This is a genomic window from Pseudalgibacter alginicilyticus, from assembly GCF_001310225.1.
In the GTDB taxonomy this organism is placed as follows: domain Bacteria; phylum Bacteroidota; class Bacteroidia; order Flavobacteriales; family Flavobacteriaceae; genus Pseudalgibacter; species Pseudalgibacter alginicilyticus.
Map to the genome: position 1 here is coordinate 1,572,215 of NZ_CP012898.1, position 23,303 is coordinate 1,595,517.

A 23,303-nucleotide genomic window follows, 5' to 3' on the forward strand; every position below is an offset into this window, starting at 1 on the left:
AAACTTTCAATGGTTGCCACTAATTAGCACCTAAAGAACCATAAATGCACAGGTCAGCCTGCTGAATACAATGCTATTATTGTGTTTACTGAATTTAAGGTTATTTACATCTATTAATTTTTGAGTATACTGCGTTTCTTTTTGTCCCACCCTAAAACAAAAAGAAACACTACTTGCACTTATTATTAAATCCATTTTCTTAAATATTTGCTATTTAAATTTTTAAGAAACCTTGACTACATGTATTAATCTTGCAGATACTTATTCTGCTGTTCCTAAATTAAATAAATGTCTAACATTTTCTAACTAATAACTGTCTTAACTCTTCGTTTATTCGTTAAATTATTATACAATCCACTTGTATAAACCTTTTTTGCCCTAAAATGAACTTTCAAACTACACCAAAATGAAAGAATTGCCTATTTATCAATAAATTAACCAGATGATTATAAGATTAAATGCAAACATAAACTTTAAAGCATAAAAAAAGCTCCATATTTCTATGAAGCTCCTTGAGCGAGAGACCGGGTTCGAACCGGCGACATTCAGCTTGGAAGGCTGACGCTCTACCAACTGAGCTACTCTCGCATTTCCTCTGCAAATATAAATACATTTTATAAATCTGCAAGCAAAATTAAAACTTCTTTAAAAAATGAAAACCTAAAATATTAAAACCTTCATTATAATAAAACTTATGAGAAGGCGCATTACCCACATAGGTATTCAACTCAGTTACTTTACAACCTTTCCTCTCCGCATAATCATACAACCACTTAAAAAATTGCTGTCCCAACCCTTTGTTTCTATAAGCTTCTTCAATATAAACATGATCAATTTCCATGCTCTTACCTGCATAATGCCGTGTACAAAACCATAATCCAGCTACTCCTATTAATACTTCTCCTTCATAAATGACTGCACATTCGTAATTTTGAGTAATCATTTCTGAAAAACGTTCTTTTAATACATCTTCAGAAATCTTTCCTCTATTTAATTTCACAACCAAAGGAATAACGCTATTAATCTCCTTTTTATCTATAATTTTAAAAACAAATGACATAAATTTATATTTTAAATAAAAGTGCTAATTTCAACAAAAAAATAATTAAATGAAGTATGAACTACATCATAAAACAAATAAATTCAAAAGAAACTCATGATGTAAGGCACCCTGTTTTACGTACAGGTAAACCAATAGAATCTTGTATATTTGATGGAGATGATTTAAAAACCACAATACACCTGGGGTTGTTTAAAAATGAAAAACTCATTGCTGTAGCTTCATTTTTTAAAAACGAAACCAAACTACTTAATAAAACCAATCAATTTCAACTTCGTGGCATGGCTGTTTTAAAAAAATTTCAAGGTAACAATTTAGGGAAACTACTTTTAGAATATGGTGAATCTGAACTAAAAAAACAACAAACTATAATTTTATGGTGTAATGCCAGAGAATCCGCAATCAACTTTTATAAAAAATGTGATTATCAAATTATAGGAAAGCCTTTTAATATTGAATCTATAGGTACTCATTACGTCATGTATAAAACCATTACAGATAAAAATAATGTAACTTAATCGCATCATTTGGGGTCTATGTAATGTGGATAATTCTAAAAATATGGCAACTTAAAAACATTAATATAAAATTATAATGATAAGTAATAAATTCAAAATTAGATTGCTTATTGGCTTAGCAATTGTAGCTTTCGCTTTTATAAAGCGCTGCAGCAGTACAGAAACAAACCCCTATACTGGCCGAACACAAACCATAAACATGAGTTCTGACCAAGAAATAGCGATTGGTTTGCAAAGCCTTCCTCAAATGACAGCACAATATGGAGGCTTATATCCAAATGACCAATATCAAACTTTAGTTGATGATGTAGGAAATAAATTAATCAACAACAGCATTGCCAAGGACACCCCCTATAGATATGAATTTCATTTATTAGCTGACGAAAATACCATAAACGCCTTTGCGCTTCCTGGGGGTCAAATTTTTATAACCTTTGCACTCTTTTCTAAATTAGAAAACGAAGACCAATTAGCTGGTGTTTTAGGTCATGAAATAGGTCATGTTTTAGGCAGACATTCTGCAGAACGTATTGCAGAAAGTGATTTTTGGCAAACAGTAGCTAAAGGTGCTTCTGTTGGTGCAGACATGGGTGGTATGGTAAATAGTATTGGACAACAAACTCTTTTAAATAACGGTCGTGGAGATGAATTAGAAAGTGATGATTTAGGAGTGCTATTCATGTTAAATGCTGGTTATAATCCAGAAGAAATGATAGGTGTTATGGAAATATTAAAAGCTGCTGCAGGCCCAAATAGAATCCCTGAATTTCAAAGCTCACACCCAGACCCTGAAAATAGAATTGAAAAAATTCAAGAATCAATAAAAAAATATAAAAACAATAAAAGCCTCTATTAGTGAGGCTTTTAAAGAGTGACTAACTCAGAAATAATTGTAAAAACAATTAATCTTTACTTAATGCATCTTCCAAGATAACTGCTGCATCAGTTGCTTTATGCAACTTAGCATAATCCAAAGCTGTTTTTCCAGTATCAGACTTCATGTTCAATTTAGCGCCTTTAGAAATCAAAAGCTTTAAAATGTCTGTCCTGTTAAATTTTGCTGCATACATAATTGGTGTCATGCCATTGGATTTTTGATTCACATCAGATCCTAATTCAATGAGTTTTTTCACTGTTTCAATATCGCCTTTGGCTATTGAAATGCAAAAAGGACTTACCTTGGGTATAATTGTTTCAATAAAACTATTAGAAAAACTACTTGAAACTTTGGCGTTTACGGTTACAAAAGATAAACATAAGGCCATACTGGTAATAACGATTGTTTTTTTCATGATGAATGATTTAATTGATGAATAATTTGATTGTTTGATATACTTAACAGACGCTAATAATTTTAATTTGTTACATAGAATGAGAAAAAATATCTCATTTAAATTATTTTTTTTTACTAATACACCAAAAACTACCAGTTCGTATCATAAACCTCAAATCCCTTCTAAAATCATCTTAAAAAACAGGTTGTTTTGAAAGCTTTCTTAGTAAACTTCTTTATCTTTGAAGTCTATTAAAATCAATACAAAATGAACAAAAAAGCCATTCTTATGATTCTTGACGGTTGGGGAAAATCTCCAGACCCAAAAGTATCTGCAATTGACAATGCAAACACCCCTTTTATAGATTCTCTTTACACAAAATATCCAAGTGCAAGTTTGCGCACTGACGGATTACATGTTGGTTTGCCCGAAGGACAAATGGGAAATAGTGAAGTGGGCCACATGAACCTTGGTGCTGGGCGTATCGTATATCAAGATTTAGTAAAAGTAAATTTAGCTGTTGAAAATAAAACTCTAAACAATGAAAAAGTATTGGTGGATGCTTTTAACTATGCCAAAACAAACAATAAAGACGTCCATTTTTTAGGATTATTAAGTGATGGTGGTGTGCATTCTCATATAAATCACTTATTAGGTTTGGTGGATGCTGCTAACGAATTTGGTTTAAAAAACACCTACATTCATGCTTTTACAGATGGCCGTGATGTAGACCCTAAATCTGGAAAAGACTTTGTAACAACATTAAACAGCCACCTACAAAATACCCCTACAAAATTAGCTACCATAACAGGGCGTTATTTTGCAATGGACAGAGACAAACGTTGGGAACGGGTTAAATTAACCTATGACGCTTTAGTTAACGCTGTTGGAGAAGCTTCTACAGATATATACAAATCTATTCAAGCTAACTATGATAATGATGTGACTGATGAGTTTATAAAACCAATCATTATGGTTGATGAAAATGGTAAACCCCTTACAAAAGTTAAAGATGGAGACGTCATCATATTTTTTAACTTTAGAACGGACCGTGGACGTGAGTTAACAGAAGTATTGTCTCAAGAAGATTTCCCTGAATTTAATATGCACAAACTCAATCTACATTATGTTACTTTAACAAATTACAATGATACCTATAAAAATATCAATGTTATTTTTAATAAAGAAAATTTAACCGAAACTTTAGGCGAAGTTTTAGAAAAAAATAACAAAACTCAAATACGTATTGCTGAAACAGAAAAATATCCTCATGTTACGTTTTTCTTTTCTGGAGGGCGTGAAGCTGAATTTAAAGGTGAAACACGAATTTTGAGAAACTCACCCAAAGTAGCCACTTACGATTTAAAACCAGAAATGAGCGCTTTTGAATTAAAAGACGCCTTAGTTCCTGAATTGAAAAAAGGTGATGTAGATTTTGTATGCTTAAATTTTGCTAATGGCGATATGGTAGGACATACTGGTGTTATGGACGCTGCCATAAAAGCTTGTGAAGCTGTTGATACTTGCGTAAAAGAAGTGGTTACTACAGCCTTAGAAAATGGCTATACAACATTATTAATTGCTGACCACGGGAACTGTGAAACCATGATTAACCCTGATGGCTCTCCAAATACAGCACATACCACAAACCCTGTTCCAATTATATTAATTGACAACGATTTAAAGGCTATAAAAGATGGTATATTAGGTGATATAGCACCTACAGTACTAAAACTTTTAGGAGTAGAACAACCAGCCGCTATGACTCGACACAGTTTAATTTAACAACTTGTTTTTGGCTAAATCTACCTTCATAAATTTTAATGAAACACTTATTATTGCTGTCGATTTTGATGGTACCATAGTAGAGGACGCCTATCCAAAAATAGGCAAGCCGATGCTTTTTGCTTTTGAAACATTAAAAATGCTTCAACAAAAAGGGCATCGGCTTATTTTATGGACTTATAGGTCTGAAGAAAAATTAGATGAAGCCGTTGCTTTTTGTAAGGACAACGGTATTGAGTTTTATGCTATAAATCAAAGTTTTCCTGAAGAAGAATTTAAAACTACTATCAGTCGAAAAATTCATGCCGATCTTTTTATTGATGATAGAAATATAGGTGGCTTCTTAGGCTGGGGAGAAATCTATCAAATGATAACAAATTCAGCCCCTCCAAAACCTAAAAAAAAGAAAGGCTTATTTCATTTTTTCAAATAGTTATACCCGTTCTCACTCAAGAAGCTCGAGTTATCAAGTTAGAAATTATTCAATCATATCTCTTAACTCAAAACTCATAACTTTTTAACCATTTCAGTATCTTTGCAAATATTTTCAAATCATGATTGTAGTAAAAACTAAAGAAGAAATTGAATTAATGCGTGAAAGCGCCTTAATTGTATCAAAAACATTAGGAGAAATAGCAAAAGCTGTTAAGCCCGGAGTTACCACTTTAGAATTAGATAAAATTGCAGAAGAACATATTAGAGATCATGGAGCTATTCCTGGATTTTTAGGTTTATACGATTTCCCAAATACTTTATGCATGAGTCCTAACAACCAAGTTGTTCATGGTATTCCTAATAGCACACCACTTGTTGAAGGCGATATAATATCCATAGATTGTGGTGCTTTAAAAAATGGTTTTTATGGTGATCATGCTTATACATTTTCGGTTGGAAATATTGACTCTGAAACTGAAAAATTACTTCAAGTAACCAAAGAATCCTTATACGTAGGTATAAGAGAGTTTAAGGCAAACAACCGTGTTGGTGATGTAGGCTTTGCTATTCAAAAGTATTGTGAAGATCACGGTTATGGTGTGGTTAGAGAATTGGTTGGTCATGGTTTAGGCAGTAAAATGCACGAGGATCCTGAAATGCCAAACTACGGAAAACGTGGTAGAGGTAAAAAATTTATTGAAGGGATGGTAGTAGCTATCGAACCTATGATAAATCTGGGCACACACCGCATTAAACAACACCGTGATGGCTGGACTATTACGACGTTAGACAATAAGCCATCCGCACATTTTGAACATGATGTGGCACTAGTAGATGGCAAACCAGAACTGCTTTCAACTTTTGCTTATATCTATGAGGCTTTAGGCATTAATTCAACTGAAGAAGATGAGTTCAGGCAAAAAGCTTTAGTGCTTTAGTTAGAATGAAAAAACTTTTTAAGTTAATACTCAATATTATTCCTAGGCCTATTTTAATAAGACTAAGCTATGTTATTCGCCCCATTTTAGCCTTCTTTTTAAAAGGCGACAATTTTACGGACCCTATTGATGGCAAACGTTTTAAAAGTTTTTTGCCATATGGATATGGAAATCAGCGAAACAATGTTTTATCGCCATCTACCCTCTCATTAGAACGTCATAGGTTGCTTTGGCTATATTTAAAACATGAAACCAATTTCTTTTTTAGTAAATTACAAGTATTGCATTTTGCTCCTGAACAAGCTTTTTATAAGCGGTTTAAAAAAATGCAAAATTTAGATTACGTAACAACAGATTTAAATTCACCATTGGCTGATGTAAAAGCAGATATTTGCAAACTTCCTTTTAAAGACAACACCTTTGATATTATCCTTTGTAACCACGTTTTAGAACACATTCCCGATGACACTAAGGCCATGCAAGAATTGTACAGAGTTATGAAACCTGGAGGTTGGGGCATTTTTCAAATACCACAAGATTTGAATCGTACTGAAACTTTTGAAGATGATTCTATTGTTGATAAAGCTGAACGTGCTAAGATTTTTGGACAATACGATCATGTTCGAGTTTATGGCCGTGATTATTTTAACAAGCTTCGCTCAATTGGCTTTAAAGTTACAGAAATTGATTATACGTCTCAACTTTCAGAAGACGAGATAAGAAAATACTGCTTAGCTAAGGGTGAAATTATTCCTTTAGTTTATAAATAAAATGATTTACTAAAATGACTCAAAATATTATAATTGCTACAGGTGCTTTTTTCGGCATGTTATCAATAATTTTTGGTGCTTTTGGCGCACATGCTTTAAAGAAAATGCTATCTAATGAACAATTAAAAAAATTTGAAATTGGCGTAAAATATCAAATGTATCACGCCATTACCCTGTTAGTCTTAGGATTTAATATGGATTTTACAACACTATCTATTTATTGGTGTTTTACTATGGGCATCATTTTATTCTCTTTTAGTATTTATGGCTTGGTATTATCTGATGCTAAAAGGAAAAAGCTTCGGTTTTTAGGCCCTATTACTCCCATTGGTGGTTTGCTTTTAGTAACAGGTTGGTTGTTGGTATTGATTAACACTTTGTAACTTAGAAGTACAGTAAACAATGTTTCTACATTATATTCTTTGAATACTTTTAAATTAAGAAATACTGTTGAAAGATAATAATAATATTGGTGTTTTATTTTGAGCCCTTATTACTCGGCTTCTAAAACAGAATAAATTGTAATCGATTTTAAATTTTGAATCGTTTTAATATTTAAAATTGAAGTAGTTGACTGGATTCAAGCATCATGACATGTCGTTTTCCACAAACTTTCAAATCATTAACTCCCAAGGTCACACCTAATTATTTTGGAAATGTATTTAATGCTAGTGTCTCTATGTCTTGATTGTTGTTTTCAAAAATTAAAAACACCTTTAATTCTGGATGAGTTTTTAAAAATGACTTAACTTTATCCATACCCATAGCTTTAAAAGCTGTAGCATAAGCATCTGCAATCATACAGCTATCGGCTATAACAGAAATACTCAGCAAGTTACTTTTACTTGGATAACCTGTTTTAGCATCAATAATATGTGCGTATCTATTTCCATTTTCATCTATTTTAAATTTCCTATAAGTGCCAGAGGTTGCCATGGCTTTATCTTTAAGAGTTATCACCTTGTTTAAAGATTGTGTCCCATCAAAATTTGGATTTTCCACTCCTACTTTCCATGGTTTATTCTTTTCTGCATTTATCCCTTTTGCATATAATTCTCCCCCTATGTCTACCAGATAATTTTCAATATTTTGTGATTTCAAATAATTACTAATCACGTCAACAGCATATCCTTTTGCAATGGCATTAAAATCTATAAACGCCCCTATTGGTTTTGTAATAATATTGTCATTCCTCTCAACCACATCAAATCCAACAAACTGCATCAAACTATCTATTTTACGTTTATCTATATCTTCTATGCTTCCACTAGGACCAAAATCCCAAGCGTTAACTACAATGCCTATGGTAGGATCAAAAGCGCCTTCTGTTGTGTTATAAATTTTTTTTGAAGTTTCAAAAACTTTAATAAAATGTGCATCTACATCATTGGATTCATTTCTGTTTAATTTTGAAATATTAGAATCTGGCTGATAAGTAGACATGGATTTATTAATAACTAAAAACAAACTATCTAATTGCTTTTGATAATTTATTTCTGAGCCGTAAGTAACTCGATAGTAAGTTCCAAAAATATCACCTTGTAAAATGGTGTTTTTTGTGGTTTGCTTTTGACACGAAATTAGGATAATAAATACAATTAAAGATGCTCCTATTTTTTTAAAATTATTACAATCCCAATTGTTTCTTTTTTTTAAAAGGAAAAACTTTTTTTTTATATTCTCTGTCATCTTATATCTAATTCAAACTAGTTTCTAAAACCTGTATTCCATTGTATTCAAGTAAATACTCTTGATTTAAATAAATAGGCTCTTTTTCACCATTCACACTCCCAATACCTACACCAGCATACAATACTTTAGCATCATTTTCTCTGGCATGCTTTTTAAAAGTCTCCATCCAAACCACATCATAATTATTAGGATTTTCGGGTAGTATAACAGCACGAACAATTACAAAATAATATTGCTTGTTTTTATCCATACAAACAAATTGTGGGTGCTTTTTTAGCTTGCTATTTATGGCTATAAACTCAAAACCACGCTGTTCTAAATCTTTTCCAACGTGATTCATCGCCAGATTATGAAGTTCTTGCTTTGAAAGTGGTTTACTCATATAACAAAAGTAAAATAAATGTTCAGATTTATGGTGACATTATTCAATTGTTTCCATATTATAATTTGAATGAATCATCAAATTTAAAAAAGACTTACCCTGCGCAAAACACAAAAAATAAAGAACAGTAAATCACCGAATTATTAATCAATTAATAGTTAACTATTTGGACTCCTACTAATTAATTGTATATTTCCAATGAATTGAAAAACTTATGGTACAAGTCAACAAAACTGAGCAACAAATGCAACTTATAGAAGCTATAAAAAACAATGATTCTATTGTTTTAAAAAAATTGTATGTCTCTAATTATTACAAAATTGAAGCTTTAATTCTTAAAAACAATGGCTCAGTTGAATATGCTAAAAATGTCTATCAAGATGCGTTTGTAACTGTTTGGAAACATGTAAAAAATGATATTTATATTCCGCAAAACAAAATAACTTTACAAAACTATTTATATAATATTGCAAAAAACAAATGGACAGAGGTATTAAGCTCAAAGGCCTTTAAAAATTTAAAACCTTTAAACACAGACCTAATAATTTCAAGAACAAGAAAAAAAGAGGTTAAAAACAAACAGGATTTAAAAACTAAGAAATTAGAAATAATCATGGATATCTATAAAAACTTAGAGCAATCTGACAAACATTTATTAAGTAGCTTTTATTTTGATAAAAAATCATTAAAAGATATCACCTCTGAATTAAAAATAGAAGAGACAATAGTCAGAAATAAAAAACACCAATGTATGGAGAAGTTACGAGCCATGGTTTTATCTCAAAAAAATAAAAATTGAAAGATAACAACGACATATCACAAGAATTACTTGAAGCTATAGAGCGTTACATCAATGGCACTATGAATGCTAAAGAATTGAAAGATTTTAATGAGTATCTTAAAATTGACGACGAGTTTAAAACTCAAGTTGAAGACATTAAAACCATGCTTTTAGGCATTGAAACACAATCATTAAAAGAACAGTTAAATATATTTCATGAAGAAATTGAGGATAAAAAAACACATGAACCTCAAACAAAAAACTTACGATTTTTAAATTATAGCAAAATAGCCGCTACTGCCGCTATATTAATTGTATTTGGTAGCATTTGGTTTTTCAGCAGATCTCCAAACCAAAGACTCTACTCAGCATATTTTAAACCTGCCTCAGGGTTACCAACATCCATGAATCATAACTCTGATCATTTTGATTTTTATAATGCCATGAACCATTATAACCATGGAGATTATGAATTAGCGATTCAAACTTGGAAAATTTTAAGTGAAAAACAAATAAACAACGACACATTGAATTATTTTTTAGGCGTTGCACATTTGGCTAATAAAAATGGAGATGATGCCATCCCATTTTTAGAAAGAACTGTAGAGTCTAAAAATACCTTCCCGCTAATAAATGACGCATATTATTATTTGGGGTTAGCATATTTAAATGAAGACAATGTGATATTAGCAAAAAAATATTTTAACTTAAGTAATACAGCTGATAGTAAAGAACTCATAAAACTATTAGAATAGCTTGATGATAATTCATCAAAACAAATTATTTTATTTTCAATAAGTTATATCAACAACACCAAAAAAATTGTAACGTTTCAAATTTTAGAATCTGAAGTAAATATTAAAACTATGCCAACAAGCATTAAACTAAATACTAATAAAAACATTTAACTTACAATACCACTTCTTTCAAAACCGACCAGACATTTTGAGCTACTATTTTTTGTCCTTCTGCTGTTGGATGAATACCGTCGTTTTGATTCAGTGCTGGAATTCCTGCAACATCTTCTAATAAAAAAGGAATAAGCTTTAAATTATTCTCAGCAGCAAGTTCTGGAAAAATATTTTTGAACTCAGTGGTGTAGTCTACCCCCAAGTTAGGAGGGATTTGCATACCTGCTAAAATAATTTTTGTCTCAGGATTTTTTTCGTTTACTATATCTATTATTGCCTGTAAATTTCTTCGTGTTTCGCTAGGTGGTACACCACGTAAACCATCATTTGCACCAAGTTCCAATACAAAAACATCTATTTTTTGCTTCAGTACCCAAGCTATTCTATTCTTACCTCCTGCTGTTGTTTCTCCACTTAACCCAGCATTAATAACCTGATACGAAAGTTGTAAAGAATCTAACTTATCCTGAATTAACGCAGGAAAAGCCTCTTCTGTATCTAACCCCATTCCTGCTGTTAAGCTATCTCCAAAAAATAATATAATCTTATTTTTTGTGGTTATGCCTTCCTGACTATTTTCAACTTCTATGCTTTCAACACTATCTTCTACATTCTTGTTATTTCTTTCTTTACATGAAATATTAACACTAAATATTAAAAAATAACATAACATTAACAGGATTCTCATAGGATTAAAATTCGTTTTTAAAATCATTTCTTTAATTTGTCGGAAATAAAAATGCCCTTATAATTAAACATTTATGGTAAAGATATTAAACGTTCACAACTTAGAAAAAAGTTATTTTAGCGGTTCTAAAAAACTCAATATTCTTAAAGATATTAGCTTTTCGGTTAAAGCTCAAGACACATTTGCTATAGTTGGTCCTTCGGGCAGTGGAAAAACAACGCTTTTAGGCTTATGCGCGGGCCTTGACCAACCAGATTCTGGAATTATTGAACTTTGTAATATCGAAACCACCAGCTTAACCGAAGACGAACGTGCTCAACTACGAAATCAAAAAGTTGGTTTTATTTTTCAAGACTTTCAATTATTACCAACACTTACAGCATTAGAAAATGTTGCTGTACCTCTTGAGTTACAAGGTGACAAACAAGCCTCAAAAAAAGCAACTACCCTTTTAGAAAAAGTAGGATTAGCAAAGCGTTTAAGCCATTACCCTTCTCAATTATCTGGTGGTGAGCAACAACGGGTTGCGCTGGCAAGAGCTTTCTCCAATAGTCCTACAATATTATTTGCAGATGAACCTACTGGAAATTTAGATGCTGAAACAGGTGATAAGGTGATACAACTACTATTCGACCTTAATAAAGAACTTGGTACAACACTTGTTATTGTAACCCACGATATTGAATTGGCAAAAAAAACCAATCACATTTTAAAACTTAAGGGAGGGCGCATTGTTGAAGACACCAAATTAGCATAATGACAAAAAACACTAAAACTTCAAAAGCTGGTTTGGGTTGGTTATTCAAAATGGCATGGCGAGACGGTAAATCTAGCTGGAAAAAGTTAATCCTTTTTATGGCTTCTATCGTACTTGGTATTGCTGCTGTTGTATCAATTCAATCATTTAGTTTAAACTTAAAAAATAATATTTCTTCACAATCTAAATCATTAATGGGAAGTGATTTTAAGATTGATAGTGACAAAGCTCCTAATAAGGCTGTATGGGCTATAATGGATTCTTTAGGTGGTGCAGATGCCCGTGAAATCAATTTCCCTTCTATGGTAGCCTTTCCTAAAAGTGATGCGTCAAAATTAGTTAGAATACGTGGTATTGAAGGTGGTTTCCCATTTTATGGCACTATGGAAACTGAGCCCGCATCTGCCTCATCAAACTACCAACAAAAAGGAACTGCTTTAGTTGATGCTACTGTGATGCTTCAATTTTCATTAAAAGTTGGAGATTCTATAAAAGTAGGAACCACTATCCTACCCATAGGAGGTTCTTTAAAATCTGTTCCTGGCAGCAATGCAATATTTAGTACCATGGCGCCCCCTGTTATTATTCCTTATAATTTCATTGAAAATTCTGGATTAGTAAAAATTGGTAGCCGGTTGGATTATGAGTTTTATTTTATTGCTAAACCAACAACTAATTTACAGGCATTAAATGATGCTATAGGAAAGAAACTAAAAGCAGAAGATGCCGATTTAGATATACATACTAGTACTAGTAACCGTCTGGGAAAACGTTATGATAACTTTGGTAAATTTCTTAATCTTGTAGCTTTTATTGCTTTATTATTAGGTTGTATTGGCATAGCTAGTGCCGTTCATATTTATATTAAAGAAAAACTACGCTCTGTTGCTATTTTAAAATGTATTGGTGCCAGTAAAAAACAAACCTTTATAATTTATCTCATCCAAATTGCTATGATAGGTTTAATTGGAGGTGTTTTAGGGACTCTGACAGGCGTTTTTTTACAGCAATTATTCCCTTTACTTTTAGAAGGTCTTCTGCCAGTAGATGTTCAAATAACATTAGCACCACAAGCTATTTTCATAGGTATATTATTAGGTGTTTTCATGTCTGTTTTATTTGCACTGTACCCGTTAATTGGCACCATATACATATCGCCATTGCAAGCACTTCGTATTCAGGAAAACACAAATTCTAAATCTACAAAAGCGGGTATTATAGTTTTAGGCTTAATATTTGGTTTTATTTTTTTGTTTGCGTTTTGGATACTAAATAACTTTAAATATGCTATGGGTTTTTTAGGTATGATTGTAATAACCTTTTCCGTATTAGGAGGTATTGCCCATAGTATTATGTTAATTACAAAAAGAAACTTCCCTCACTCTTGGGGGTTTTTAGCACGTACTAGTTTACTAAACTTATACCGCCCTCAAAATCAAACCTTAATTTTAATAATAACAATTGGAGTAGGTACTTTTTTGATTAGCAACTTATACTTTAGCAAAGATCTTTTACTATCTCAAGCTAACTTTGAGACAGAAACAACTAGTGCCAACATGATATTGCTTGATATTCAAGAGGACCAAACTGAGAATGTTGCAGCCACCATAACAAATAAATCGCACACCATAATTGACAACATTCCTATTATAACCATGCGAGTTCATAGTATAAACAATAAAATGGTTAATGATATACGTAAAGATTCAACTTCAAGAATAAGAGGCTGGGTATTGAATCATGAATTTAGAGCTACTTATCGTGATTCTCTAATAGAATCTGAAACCATAACAGAAGGCAAATTTATTCCAGTAATCACATCTAATGAATTAGTACCCGTATCCATTAGTAATAATTTTGCAGATGATGCCAAAGTGAACGTGGGGGATAAAATCACCTTTAATGTACAAGGTGTATTAATTGATACCGAAGTAGGTAGTATTAGAATTGTAGATTGGAGACGCATGCAATTAAACTTTAATGTATTATTTCCTAAAGGTGTTTTAGAAAATGCTCCACAATTTAGAGTTTTATCTACCAATGTTCCTAACGAAGAAGCATCTGCAATTTTACAACAAGATCTTGTAACTAAATTCCCAAACATATCTATATTGGATTTTCGTCAAATATTAAATGTTGTAGAAAAACTTTTAGATAAAATTGGTTGGATTATCAATTTTATGGCCTTTTTTAGTATTCTTACAGGTATTATAGTACTTATAGGTGCTGTACGTACAAGTAAACATCAACGTGTTAAAGAAAGTGTTTTACTAAGAACACTAGGAGCGAAAAGTAATCAAATACTCAAAATAATAGCCTTAGAGTACACTTTTTTAGGTGTTATAGGAAGTTTAACAGGTATTTTACTTTCTCTAATAAGCAGTCAGTTTTTAGCCTTATGGATTTTTGAAACGCCATTTACGCCATCAATTATTCCATTTTTGATGCTCTTTCCATTTATCACGTTTTTGGTCTTAAGTATTGGTATATCAAATAGTAGAAAGGTTATTAACAACCCTCCATTAGAAGTTTTAAGAAAAGAGAGTTTATAATTAATACCAAGTATACTTTAATTGAATTATCGTTAGTACAAAAAAATTAGTTTTTTTTATATACCATCCTATTTTGTATCTTAGAAATAAAAATGAAAACTACAATTCGTTTAGAACAAGCTATTCAAAAATTATATATAGCTTTTCATAATAATACTTTACACCCTGAATGCTGCAAACAATGTGCCGTTGGAAATATATTAGACAATACCGATAGCTGGAAACATTTAACAGACAATCATGGCACTTTAAAATTGAATTATGTAGGCATGGTTCATCAAAATGTGGGACGAAAATTTAAAGGTTATACACCTTTAGAATTGCTTGAAATTGAAATCACTTTCTTAAAAGGATGTGGATATGAATTGCCTCTACATTATAAAAACAAAAGACCAAAAAATTCAACAGATAAAAACGTTTTGTTTCATGGACTCTGCGAAGTCATTAAGCTTTTATGTAAATGGGATAATGTTTCAAATGTGATGGATTACACTAATATATTTGATCTTTCATATGATAAACCACGAAATAAAACTCTTGAATTAAAAGCATAAAAAAAACCAGTACTTTTGATACTGGTTTAATAATTTATTTTAATATTCTGTTTAAAAATTTCTGTTTTTAACAAAAATCTTATCCACCAAAGTCATCAAAACGTATATGCTCATCTGGGATACCAAAATCTTCTCCCATTTTCTGAACTGCTTTATTCATTAATGGAGGTCCACAGAAATACAATTCAATATCTTCTGGTGATTCGTGTTTACTTAAATAGTTATCAATCACACAATTGTGAATAAACCCTACAAAACCATCGCCTGGTGAATCAATATCTTCTTTTACTTTCCAATTATCTTCTGGCAAAGGCTCAGAAAGTGCTAAGAAAAATCTAAAATTCGGAAAATCTTTTTCTAATTGATAAAAATGATCTAAGTAGAATAATTCACGTTTAGAACGTCCACCATACCAATAAGTAACTTTTCTACCAGTTTTTAATGTTCTGAATAAATGATACAAGTGTGAACGCATTGGTGCCATACCAGCACCACCACCAACGTAAAGCATTTCACTTTCGGATTCGTTGATAAAGAATTCTCCATAAGGACCAGAAATTGTTACTTTATCGCCTGGTTTTTGATTAAATATATATGATGATGCCACACCTGGATTAACATCCATCCAGCCACCTTTAGCACGGTCAAATGGTGGACAAGCTACACGAACATTCAACATAATTTCACGTCCTTCTGCAGGGTAAGAAGCCATGGAATAAGCTCTCTCAACTGTTTCGGTATTTTTCATTACTAATGGCCAAAGTTTAAACTTGTCCCATTCTTCTTTAAACTTATCTGGTGTATCGTGTTCTTCTGGATGTGCTGTAATATCCATGTCAGAATATTTCACTTCACATGGAGGAATTTCAATTTGAATATAACCGCCAGCTTTATACCCCATATCTTCTGGAATCTCAACAACAAATTCCTTAATAAAAGATGCTACGTTATAATTACGAACAACAACAGCTTCCCATTTTTTAATACCAAATACCTCTTCAGGAATGGTAATATTCATGTCCTGTTTTACTTTTACCTGACATGCCAAACGTGCACCATGCTGCAATTCTTTACGCGTAAAGTGAGGTGTTTCTGTTGGAAGTGCTTCTCCCCCACCTTCCAATACATGACATTCACATTGAATACATGTACCACCACCACCACAAGCTGATGGTAAAAATATTTTATTGTTACCTAAAGTAGAAAGCAAACTTCCTCCAGAAGCTACTTCTATTTCTTTTTCACCATTAATTGTAATTTTAACGGGACCTGATGGTGATAATTTTTGTTTTACAACTAATAATAACGTTACCAACAACAACGTAATGATTAAAAAAGCTGTTACTGTTGCTACAATTGTTCCTAATGTACCTGCGGCTAAAATCATATTACTCATTTACTTTTATGTTGTTAGCTATCTCTTTATCTTCAGACGTTTGGACTGTGCTAAACGTGACATTTTCTATTGATTCTTTTTCTATAGAAACAGTAGTTTCTTCTTTAGGTGCTTCTTCATCACCCCCTGTTAACATACCTCCAAAACTCATAAAACCAATAGCCATTAATCCTGTAATAATAAAGGTAATTCCTAAACCACGTAATGCTGGCGGTACATTTGAATATCTAATTTTTTCACGAATAGCAGCAATGGCAAGAATTGCTAAAAACCAGCCGATACCTGAACCTATTCCGTAATTAAACGCCAATCCTAATGATTGAATTTCGCGAGATTGCATAAACAATGACCCCCCCAAAATAGCACAGTTAACTGCTATTAATGGTAAAAAGATACCCAATGAGTTATATAATGATGGTGAAAACTTCTCAACAATAATCTCAACCAATTGCACCATAGTAGCAATAGTTGCAATAAACATGATGAATGATAAGAAACTTAAATCGTAATCTACATACTCAGCACCTAACCATTTTAAAGCGCCTGGTTGTAAAAGGTATTGATCTAATAACCAGTTTAAAGGTACGGTAATTGCTAATACAAATATTACCGCAGCTCCAAGACCAACGGCTGTACTTACTTTTTTAGATACAGCAAGGTAAGAACACATTCCTAAGAACGTGGCAAATACCATATTATCTATAAATATTGATTTGAAAAATAATTCTATATGTTCCATTTAATCGTAATTATGAATTCAGAATTCTGAATTATTAATGATCTTCTACTAATGCTTTATTTCTTGTCCGTTGTACCCAAATAATGATTCCTACAACAATTAATGCCATAGGTGATAATAACATAAATCCATTATTTTCATATCCAATAGCATACAATCCTGTTTTTTCAATTGGATCACCTAACACTTTAAATCCTAATAAAGTTCCAGATCCTAAAAGCTCTCTAAAAAACCCTACTATAATTAAAATAACACCATATCCTAAAGAGTTCCCAATGCCATCTAAAAAAGACTTCCAAGGACCATTAGCTAATGCAAAAGCCTCAAAACGCCCCATGATGATACAGTTGGTAATAATTAATCCAACAAATACAGATAGCGTTTTACTCAACTCGTAAGCAAAGGCTTTCAAAACTTGATCTACAATAATTACCAAAGCAGCAACTACAACCAATTGTACAATAATTCTAATTTTAGAAGGAATAATATTTCGCATTAAAGAAATAACTACATTCCCAATTCCCAAAACAAACAATACAGATACTGCCATTACAATAGAAGCTTTCAATTCTGCTGTAATTGCTAACGCTGAACAAATACCAAGTACTTGAATAGTAATTGGATTGTCATCCGCTAATGGATCTGTGATTAACTTTGCGTCTTTTTTTGATAAAAGTCCCATAGATTAATTATTTTTTAAATTATCGAAATAAGGTTTGTAAAGTTTCAAATCGCTTTTAATCATAGCTGTAACCCCATCTCCTGTAATAGTTGCACCTGCAATGGCGTCAACTTCATTATCTGTTTTGTTATCGTTTTTTGGATCTGCATTACCTTTAGCAACAGTTATACCTTTAAAAACACCTGAGTCATCCAACAAATGTTCGCCAATAAAGTCATCCATAAAAAAACGTTCTTTGATGTTGGCTCCTAAGCCAGGCGTTTCTCCTTTATGATCAAAATAAGCACCTTGCACTACCATATCATCATTTAGTGCTACATACCCCCAAATGGCATCCCATAGCCCTTTTCCATAAATAGGAGCTATATAATAGGTTTTACCTTCTTTTTCACCAACAAACAATGGTAATAACCTTGGCTCACCATTTTTAGCATTTGTTTTTTGCTTTTTTATATCTATTAAATACGGCTCTTGTTTTGCCTCATTAAAATACTCTTCACGGGTTTGTGTTTTTATAATAGCTCCATTAGCATCCACTGTTAACACCAACTGTTCTTTAATATTTTCTTGAAAAGCATCAGGAGTATTTGCTGTAGAAATAAAATTGGCACTACCACCTTCATTATTATTTACACCCATGGCATAAAGAATATTTTGTTGTTTTTCAACACGCTGATTTTCTGCTATATTAGGCTTAAGTGAAGCTGCTGTGAAAGCTAATAAAGCTCCAACAACTACAACCATTCCAATAGCGAATAGTATTGTATATGTATTTGAATCTGTTTTGTTACTCATGATTAAGCTGTTTTAACTTTTACACGTTTCATTCTTCTCTTAACGTTGCCTTGAACCACATAATGATCTATAGTTGGAGCAAAAACGTTCATTAATAGAATGGCCAACATTACCCCTTCTGGGTAGGCAGGATTAAACACACGGATTAAGATCGATAAAAACCCAATTAAAAAACCGTAAATCCATTTCCCTTTATTAGTTTGTGATGCAGTAACAGGATCTGTAGCCATATATACCGTACCAAAAGCAAATCCACCAATTAATAAATGATGCCACCATGTGGTACTCATTAACCCGTAAAACTTGCTACTTTCTGTAATGATACCAGCATCTACCACTTGATTAAATATCAAGCCCATTACTACAGCTCCAAGTACAGATGACAACATGATTCTCCAACTTCCTATTTTTGTGAATATTAGGAATAAACCGCCTAACAAAATCAATAAAGCTGATGTTTCGCCTACTGAACCAGGAATAAAACCAAAAAACATATCAGCTACAGAATGAGTTATATCTTGTCCTTGAGCTAAACTTCCTAAAATAGTTTCACCTGAAATGGCATCTAAATTTGCTCCTGCAGCTATTTCATTAGTTCTTTCAACGGCACCTTCCACCCAAACTTTATCACCACTCATCCACGTTGGATACGCAAAAAATAAAAAGGCACGGATAGTTAAGGCTGGATTTAGAATATTCATGCCTGTTCCTCCAAAAACTTCTTTTCCTATAACAACACCAAACACAACAGCTACAGCCAACATCCAAAGTGGAATATCAATAGGAACAATAAGTGGCACAAGCATCCCTGTTACCAAATATCCCTCTTCAACTTCGTGTTTTTTAATGATGGCAAAAAGGAATTCAATTCCTAAACCAACACCATAAGACACAATAACTAACGGTATGATTTTCCAAAAACCAACTAAAAAGTTATCCAATGTCCAAAATTCGCTACTAAAAAAGCCTCCTGTTACTGCTTGAATATCGCCTACCGCTAAGTAATGTTGATATCCTGCGTTAAACATCCCGAAAATTAAACAAGGAACCAAGGCCATAATAACGGTGTTCATGGTTCGTTTTAAATCGTCGGCTACTTTAATATGTGTACCATGATGAGTTGTCTCATTTGGTAAATAAAGAAATGTATGAAGTGCATTGAACGCTGGCGCCCATTTAGAATCTCTATACTTTCTTTTTAAGATATGTAATCTAGTTTTTAAATTCATTATCCTATTTCTTTTAGCATTACATCTAATCCTTTTCTAATAATCTGTTGATGTGGTTGTTTAGACACACAAATAAATTCTGTGAGTGCAAAATCTTCAGGTGCTACTTCATACATACCTAAAGCTTCCATTTCGTCTAAATCACTATACATACAAGCTTTTAATATCTGTAATGGAAAAATATCTAAAGGAAATACTTCCTCATAATTTCCAGTAGTTACAAATGCACGATGCTCACCATTTGTATTGGTATTTAAATCGTACTCTTTATTTGGGAACAACCAAGAAAATGTAAAAGCTCTGGTTGTAGATACTTTATCAAAAACAGGCTTATTCCACCCAAACAACTCATAATCATCACCTTCTGGAATAACAGTAATGGTATTGCTATAATAATCTAAATAACCGTCAGGTTTAATATGCTTACCAGACAACACACTACCAGAAATGATACGTGGATGGTCTTTTTTGTTGATACCTTTATCATAAATCATGGTAGCTACTTCACTCCCTAATTTCGTTTTGAAATATCTAGGTTTTTCAACAGAAGAGCCCGCTAAAGCAACAATACGTTCAGCATTAAACTTACCTGTCAACAGTAATTCACCAATAACAACAAGGTCTTGAGCATTTACTGTCCATACAACCTCTCCTTTATTAACAGGATCTACTTTATTAATTAAAGTTCCAACATTCCCTGATGGATGTGGTCCAGACACGGTGTGTATAGTAATGCCTGACAAACCTGCTAAAGGCGAATTTGAATTTTTACCTACACTTACGTGTACTTTACCCTCCGTTAATTTACTTAAAGCGTTCAAAGCAGCTTGTAATTCGGCTTCTTTTCCACTTAGTGTAAAATCTAAATCAGCTACTAATGGTGCACTAGCGTATCCAGAAATAAAAATAGCTTTTGGCGTTTTATCAGGATTAGCAATTACATCATAAGGACGTTGTTTTATAAACGGCCAACATCCTGATGCTAATAAGTGTGCTTTTAGTGCCTCAGGTTTTGCTGCATCTATATCAAACACACCATTATCTTGATATGTCTGAGTTTTATCTGCTAAAATCTTAATAGCATCAATGCGTCTTTTTGGTCCTCGAACCACTTCAATTACTTTTCCTGAAACCGGCGATGAAAATTTAATATCCTCATAAGACTTATCGAAAAACAAAGTCCCTCCAGCCTCTACTGAAGTTCCTTCCTTTGCAACAAGTTTAGGAATAACGCCGTGAAAATCTTCTGGCCTAACGGTGAAAAAATTACTAATAACGGCTTGTTCAACAGTTTTATCAGCTTCACCTTTTAGTTTAATGTCCAGACCTTTTTTAATGCGAATGTCGTTTGACATATTTTATATATTGAAATTAGTTGTCTAAAAATCGTCGCAAAAGTACAAATTAATACTAATATTATTCAATCAAACAAATGCTTCGTATTTATTTATAAGCATTCTAAATAACAAGAAATATTTAGGCACAAAAATTGATTATATTTACAGAAAAAACATTCGTGTTTATGTCAAAAAAAATATGCAACGTATTTGTCATTTACTTATTAATTCCATACTTTATACAGGGTCAAATTAAAGAAGTAAATCCACCTGAATACATTAAAACCATTGCTTTTAAAAGTAATACACCTGAAAGCCAATTACCTATTTTAAAACTTGGCGAATATTTGGTTTTAGAATTTGATGCTTTGAACGGCTACGAAGAAGACTTCTACTACAAAATAGAACATTATAATTTTGATTGGACACCATCCATCTTAGCTAAGTCTGAATATTTGGATGGTTTTGACAACCAACGCATCAGAAACTACGAAAACTCAATAAACACCTATCAAATATATTCCAATTATAAACTTACCATTCCTAACGAACAAACCCGAGGCTTGAAAGTTTCCGGAAATTATTTACTTTCTATTTTTAATAGTTATGATGAATTAATTTTTTCCAGAAAATTTATGATTTATGAAAACAAAAGCAATGTAGGCGTTACTATTAAACGCACTAGGGATATTAAGCATATTGAAGACAAACAACGTGTAGAAATTGTTATTTCTCCCACAGGCATGCAATTTAATAACCCCATGCAGACAATAAATACGCTTATTGTACAAAACAACAATTTAAACACTGCTATTACAAACCTAAAACCACAGTACACTATTGGTAATCAATTAATTTATAAATACGATAAAGAATCTAGTTTTTGGGGAGGCAATGAGTACTTATTTTTTGAAAATAAAGACATTAGGGCTGCAAATACAGGTGTTCAAGGTGTCGATTTAAAAGATTTATATCACAGCTATTTATTTACAAATTACCCACGGTTTAATCGCGTTTACACCTACAATCCCGACATAAATGGTAATTATCTAATAACCAATATTGACGCCGATAATGCCAGTATTGAGTCTGACTATGTTTGGGTGTTTTTCTCTTTATTACCAAACGATGCATACAAAGATAAAAGCATTCATGTTTACGGAAATTTCAATAATTATGCTATAGACGAAAGCACAAAATTGCATTATAATGAAAGCTACAATCATTATGAGCAGGCCATATTGTTAAAACAAGGATTTTACAACTATAAATTTGTAACTATAGACCAAAATGGTGTTTTAGACGAAGGCGCCGTTTGTGGTAATTTTTATCAAACAGAAAACAATTACAAAGTAGTTGTTTATTACAGAGATTTAGGCGCTCGATACGACCAAATTATTGGTTTAGGAGAAGGAAGTTCCGTTAATATTTCAAATTAATAAGACGAATGGTTGTTACAAAAATATAATGGACCAATATTTATTTTATAAAAGTTAATATTTGTAAATTAGCACACTAAAACTCATTGTATATCAGTATTTAGCATGGTTCAACAAGTTACAAGCGGCATAAAAATATCAGTAGTTACTAGCTACGAAGGTTCGTTTTATAAAAATTATAAAATACAATATGCCTTTGGATACGAAGTTACTATTGAAAACCAAAGTAAAGATTCCGTTCAGCTGAATGCTCGTCATTGGATTATTTCTGATGCACTAAACAATGAAGAAATTGTTTCTGGAGAAGGAGTTATTGGAAAAAAACCTGTTTTAAAACCTGGTGAATCTTACACATACAATTCTGGCTGTTTATTAACGTCTCCTTTTGGCGCTATGCAAGGACACTACAGCATGGTAAATTTTACCACCACCAAAAATTTTAAGGTCATCATCCCTTCCTTCAAGCTAAGTGCAACCTTTGCAATAAACTAACAAATTTATAAATTCACGTCTTATTTTTTATTATACAATCTTAACAGCTGTTAGTATATAGTGCTAAATTTAAATTATATTTAAACAACTGATATGT

At 32.2% G+C, this 23,303-nt stretch carries 25 protein-coding genes and 1 tRNA gene; 14 read left to right on the forward strand and 12 right to left on the reverse strand.

Annotated elements, in window-relative coordinates; all coding sequences use genetic code 11:
- Nucleotides 1-515 precede the first annotated feature (515 nt).
- Together APS56_RS06365 and APS56_RS06370 are read right to left on the reverse strand one after the other, a co-directional pair.
- A tRNA-Gly gene (locus tag APS56_RS06365) sits at nt 516-588 on the reverse strand.
- Between the two features lie 46 nt (nt 589-634).
- On the reverse strand, nt 635-1,060 hold the full coding sequence (locus APS56_RS06370; protein WP_054726174.1) for a GNAT family N-acetyltransferase: 426 nt from the start codon (nt 1,058-1,060) through the stop codon (nt 635-637).
- Between the two features lie 56 nt (nt 1,061-1,116).
- Here APS56_RS06370 and APS56_RS06375 point away from each other — a divergent pair, with 56 nt between their 5' ends.
- Together APS56_RS06375 and APS56_RS06380 are read left to right on the forward strand one after the other, a co-directional pair.
- Nucleotides 1,117-1,578 carry a GNAT family N-acetyltransferase gene (locus APS56_RS06375; protein WP_054726176.1) on the forward strand — a complete coding sequence of 154 codons (462 nt, stop codon included), beginning with the start codon at nt 1,117-1,119 and terminating at the stop codon, nt 1,576-1,578.
- Between the two features lie 76 nt (nt 1,579-1,654).
- Nucleotides 1,655-2,434 (forward strand): M48 family metalloprotease, encoded by a 780-nt coding sequence (locus tag APS56_RS06380; protein ID WP_054726180.1) that lies wholly within the window; start codon nt 1,655-1,657, stop codon nt 2,432-2,434.
- Nucleotides 2,435-2,480: 46 nt separating this feature from the next.
- Here APS56_RS06380 and APS56_RS06385 read toward each other — a convergent pair whose 3' ends face one another.
- Complete coding sequence (locus APS56_RS06385; RefSeq protein ID WP_054726182.1) at nt 2,481-2,870, reverse strand: ankyrin repeat domain-containing protein; 390 nt, start codon at nt 2,868-2,870, stop codon at nt 2,481-2,483.
- A 249-nt stretch (nt 2,871-3,119) separates the two neighbouring features.
- Here APS56_RS06385 and gpmI point away from each other — a divergent pair, with 249 nt between their 5' ends.
- From gpmI to APS56_RS06410, 5 genes are all read left to right on the forward strand, one after another.
- Nucleotides 3,120-4,637, forward strand: coding sequence for a 2,3-bisphosphoglycerate-independent phosphoglycerate mutase (gene gpmI / locus APS56_RS06390; protein ID WP_054726185.1), 1,518 nt, complete (start codon nt 3,120-3,122; stop codon nt 4,635-4,637).
- Between the two features lie 28 nt (nt 4,638-4,665).
- Nucleotides 4,666-5,070 (forward strand): BT0820 family HAD-type phosphatase, encoded by a 405-nt coding sequence (locus APS56_RS06395; protein WP_054731229.1) that lies wholly within the window; start codon nt 4,666-4,668, stop codon nt 5,068-5,070.
- Nucleotides 5,071-5,191: 121 nt separating this feature from the next.
- Entirely contained in the window at nt 5,192-6,010 is an 819-nt protein-coding gene (gene map / locus APS56_RS06400) for a type I methionyl aminopeptidase (protein WP_054726187.1), read from the forward strand.
- Between the two features lie 5 nt (nt 6,011-6,015).
- On the forward strand, nt 6,016-6,780 hold the full coding sequence (locus tag APS56_RS06405; protein WP_054726192.1) for a class I SAM-dependent methyltransferase: 765 nt from the start codon (nt 6,016-6,018) through the stop codon (nt 6,778-6,780).
- A gap of 14 nt (nt 6,781-6,794) precedes the next feature.
- Nucleotides 6,795-7,163, forward strand: coding sequence for a DUF423 domain-containing protein (locus APS56_RS06410; protein WP_054726195.1), 369 nt, complete (start codon nt 6,795-6,797; stop codon nt 7,161-7,163).
- Between the two features lie 262 nt (nt 7,164-7,425).
- On the opposite strand, the gene APS56_RS06415 is transcribed toward APS56_RS06410, so the two are convergent.
- Entirely contained in the window at nt 7,426-8,469 is a 1,044-nt protein-coding gene (locus APS56_RS06415) for an FAD:protein FMN transferase (protein WP_082379286.1), read from the reverse strand.
- A 7-nt stretch (nt 8,470-8,476) separates the two neighbouring features.
- Nucleotides 8,477-8,854: a DUF8840 domain-containing protein gene (locus APS56_RS06420; RefSeq protein ID WP_054726198.1), complete on the reverse strand. Its 378-nt coding sequence runs from the start codon at nt 8,852-8,854 to the stop codon at nt 8,477-8,479.
- 244 nt (nt 8,855-9,098) lie between these two features.
- Here APS56_RS06420 and APS56_RS06425 point away from each other — a divergent pair, with 244 nt between their 5' ends.
- Complete coding sequence (locus APS56_RS06425) at nt 9,099-9,653, forward strand: RNA polymerase sigma factor (protein ID WP_157757621.1); 555 nt, start codon at nt 9,099-9,101, stop codon at nt 9,651-9,653.
- Nucleotides 9,650-10,390, forward strand: coding sequence for a tetratricopeptide repeat protein (locus APS56_RS06430; protein WP_054726204.1), 741 nt, complete (start codon nt 9,650-9,652; stop codon nt 10,388-10,390). Before APS56_RS06425 ends, APS56_RS06430 begins: the two co-directional genes overlap by 4 nt.
- Nucleotides 10,391-10,544: 154 nt before the next feature.
- Here APS56_RS06430 and APS56_RS06435 read toward each other — a convergent pair whose 3' ends face one another.
- Nucleotides 10,545-11,234 (reverse strand): arylesterase, encoded by a 690-nt coding sequence (locus APS56_RS06435; protein WP_054731235.1) that lies wholly within the window; start codon nt 11,232-11,234, stop codon nt 10,545-10,547.
- A gap of 73 nt (nt 11,235-11,307) precedes the next feature.
- Between APS56_RS06435 and APS56_RS06440 the strand changes: the two genes are divergently transcribed.
- The 3 genes from APS56_RS06440 to APS56_RS06450 all read left to right on the forward strand — a co-directional run bounded on the left by APS56_RS06440 (nt 11,308) and on the right by APS56_RS06450 (nt 15,097).
- Nucleotides 11,308-11,991, forward strand: a complete 684-nt coding sequence (locus APS56_RS06440; protein WP_054726207.1) for an ABC transporter ATP-binding protein — start codon at nt 11,308-11,310, stop codon at nt 11,989-11,991.
- Nucleotides 11,991-14,543, forward strand: a complete 2,553-nt coding sequence (locus APS56_RS06445; RefSeq protein ID WP_236778470.1) for an ABC transporter permease — start codon at nt 11,991-11,993, stop codon at nt 14,541-14,543. The genes APS56_RS06440 and APS56_RS06445 overlap by 1 nt, the downstream gene beginning before the upstream one ends.
- Before the next feature lie 92 nt (nt 14,544-14,635).
- Nucleotides 14,636-15,097 (forward strand): hypothetical protein, encoded by a 462-nt coding sequence (locus tag APS56_RS06450; RefSeq protein ID WP_054726210.1) that lies wholly within the window; start codon nt 14,636-14,638, stop codon nt 15,095-15,097.
- Nucleotides 15,098-15,176: 79 nt separating this feature from the next.
- Here APS56_RS06450 and nqrF read toward each other — a convergent pair whose 3' ends face one another.
- The 6 genes from nqrF to APS56_RS06480 are packed head-to-tail and all read right to left on the reverse strand — an operon-like array spanning nt 15,177 to nt 21,293.
- Nucleotides 15,177-16,484, reverse strand: coding sequence for an NADH:ubiquinone reductase (Na(+)-transporting) subunit F (gene nqrF / locus APS56_RS06455; RefSeq protein ID WP_054731239.1), 1,308 nt, complete (start codon nt 16,482-16,484; stop codon nt 15,177-15,179).
- Between the two features lies 1 nt (nt 16,485).
- Complete coding sequence (gene nqrE, locus APS56_RS06460) at nt 16,486-17,232, reverse strand: NADH:ubiquinone reductase (Na(+)-transporting) subunit E (protein WP_082379287.1); 747 nt, start codon at nt 17,230-17,232, stop codon at nt 16,486-16,488.
- Nucleotides 17,233-17,266: 34 nt separating this feature from the next.
- Entirely contained in the window at nt 17,267-17,914 is a 648-nt protein-coding gene (locus APS56_RS06465) for an NADH:ubiquinone reductase (Na(+)-transporting) subunit D (protein WP_054726216.1), read from the reverse strand.
- Between the two features lie 3 nt (nt 17,915-17,917).
- The gene (locus tag APS56_RS06470) at nt 17,918-18,709 is read right to left on the reverse strand and encodes a Na(+)-translocating NADH-quinone reductase subunit C (protein ID WP_054726219.1); all 792 of its coding nucleotides are present in this window, start codon (nt 18,707-18,709) and stop codon (nt 17,918-17,920) included.
- Between the two features lie 2 nt (nt 18,710-18,711).
- Entirely contained in the window at nt 18,712-19,938 is a 1,227-nt protein-coding gene (locus APS56_RS06475; RefSeq protein ID WP_054726224.1) for an NADH:ubiquinone reductase (Na(+)-transporting) subunit B, read from the reverse strand.
- Nucleotides 19,938-21,293, reverse strand: coding sequence for a Na(+)-translocating NADH-quinone reductase subunit A (locus APS56_RS06480; protein WP_054726227.1), 1,356 nt, complete (start codon nt 21,291-21,293; stop codon nt 19,938-19,940). Before APS56_RS06480 ends, APS56_RS06475 begins: the two co-directional genes overlap by 1 nt.
- A 167-nt stretch (nt 21,294-21,460) precedes the next feature.
- Between APS56_RS06480 and APS56_RS06485 the strand changes: the two genes are divergently transcribed.
- Together APS56_RS06485 and apaG are read left to right on the forward strand one after the other, a co-directional pair.
- Nucleotides 21,461-22,714: a type IX secretion system plug protein gene (locus APS56_RS06485; protein ID WP_054726229.1), complete on the forward strand. Its 1,254-nt coding sequence runs from the start codon at nt 21,461-21,463 to the stop codon at nt 22,712-22,714.
- Between the two features lie 105 nt (nt 22,715-22,819).
- Nucleotides 22,820-23,206, forward strand: coding sequence for a Co2+/Mg2+ efflux protein ApaG (gene apaG, locus APS56_RS06490; RefSeq protein ID WP_054726232.1), 387 nt, complete (start codon nt 22,820-22,822; stop codon nt 23,204-23,206).
- Nucleotides 23,207-23,303 lie beyond the last annotated feature (97 nt).

Excerpts from the sequence above, each read along its gene's own strand:
- APS56_RS06435 (WP_054731235.1), bottom strand. The coding sequence starts at position 11,234 with ATGAGAATCCTGTTAATGTTATGTTATTTTTTAATATTTAGTGTTAAT.
- map (WP_054726187.1), top strand. The coding sequence starts at position 5,192 with ATGATTGTAGTAAAAACTAAAGAAGAAATTGAATTAATGCGTGAAAGC.
- gpmI (WP_054726185.1), top strand. The coding sequence starts at position 3,120 with ATGAACAAAAAAGCCATTCTTATGATTCTTGACGGTTGGGGAAAATCT.
- APS56_RS06425 (WP_157757621.1), top strand. The coding sequence starts at position 9,099 with ATGCAACTTATAGAAGCTATAAAAAACAATGATTCTATTGTTTTAAAA.
- APS56_RS06385 (WP_054726182.1), bottom strand. The coding sequence starts at position 2,870 with ATGAAAAAAACAATCGTTATTACCAGTATGGCCTTATGTTTATCTTTT.
- APS56_RS06450 (WP_054726210.1), top strand. The coding sequence starts at position 14,636 with ATGAAAACTACAATTCGTTTAGAACAAGCTATTCAAAAATTATATATA.
- APS56_RS06380 (WP_054726180.1), top strand. The coding sequence starts at position 1,655 with ATGATAAGTAATAAATTCAAAATTAGATTGCTTATTGGCTTAGCAATT.
- APS56_RS06410 (WP_054726195.1), top strand. The coding sequence starts at position 6,795 with ATGACTCAAAATATTATAATTGCTACAGGTGCTTTTTTCGGCATGTTA.
- APS56_RS06485 (WP_054726229.1), top strand. The coding sequence starts at position 21,461 with ATGTCAAAAAAAATATGCAACGTATTTGTCATTTACTTATTAATTCCA.
- APS56_RS06480 (WP_054726227.1), bottom strand. The coding sequence starts at position 21,293 with ATGTCAAACGACATTCGCATTAAAAAAGGTCTGGACATTAAACTAAAA.
- APS56_RS06470 (WP_054726219.1), bottom strand. The coding sequence starts at position 18,709 with ATGAGTAACAAAACAGATTCAAATACATATACAATACTATTCGCTATT.
- apaG (WP_054726232.1), top strand. The coding sequence starts at position 22,820 with ATGGTTCAACAAGTTACAAGCGGCATAAAAATATCAGTAGTTACTAGC.
- APS56_RS06405 (WP_054726192.1), top strand. The coding sequence starts at position 6,016 with ATGAAAAAACTTTTTAAGTTAATACTCAATATTATTCCTAGGCCTATT.
- APS56_RS06375 (WP_054726176.1), top strand. The coding sequence starts at position 1,117 with ATGAACTACATCATAAAACAAATAAATTCAAAAGAAACTCATGATGTA.
- APS56_RS06370 (WP_054726174.1), bottom strand. The coding sequence starts at position 1,060 with ATGTCATTTGTTTTTAAAATTATAGATAAAAAGGAGATTAATAGCGTT.
- APS56_RS06445 (WP_236778470.1), top strand. The coding sequence starts at position 11,991 with ATGACAAAAAACACTAAAACTTCAAAAGCTGGTTTGGGTTGGTTATTC.
- APS56_RS06415 (WP_082379286.1), bottom strand. The coding sequence starts at position 8,469 with ATGACAGAGAATATAAAAAAAAAGTTTTTCCTTTTAAAAAAAAGAAAC.
- APS56_RS06475 (WP_054726224.1), bottom strand. The coding sequence starts at position 19,938 with ATGAATTTAAAAACTAGATTACATATCTTAAAAAGAAAGTATAGAGAT.
- APS56_RS06420 (WP_054726198.1), bottom strand. The coding sequence starts at position 8,854 with ATGAGTAAACCACTTTCAAAGCAAGAACTTCATAATCTGGCGATGAAT.
- APS56_RS06465 (WP_054726216.1), bottom strand. The coding sequence starts at position 17,914 with ATGGGACTTTTATCAAAAAAAGACGCAAAGTTAATCACAGATCCATTA.
- nqrE (WP_082379287.1), bottom strand. The coding sequence starts at position 17,232 with ATGGAACATATAGAATTATTTTTCAAATCAATATTTATAGATAATATG.
- nqrF (WP_054731239.1), bottom strand. The coding sequence starts at position 16,484 with ATGATTTTAGCCGCAGGTACATTAGGAACAATTGTAGCAACAGTAACA.
- APS56_RS06440 (WP_054726207.1), top strand. The coding sequence starts at position 11,308 with ATGGTAAAGATATTAAACGTTCACAACTTAGAAAAAAGTTATTTTAGC.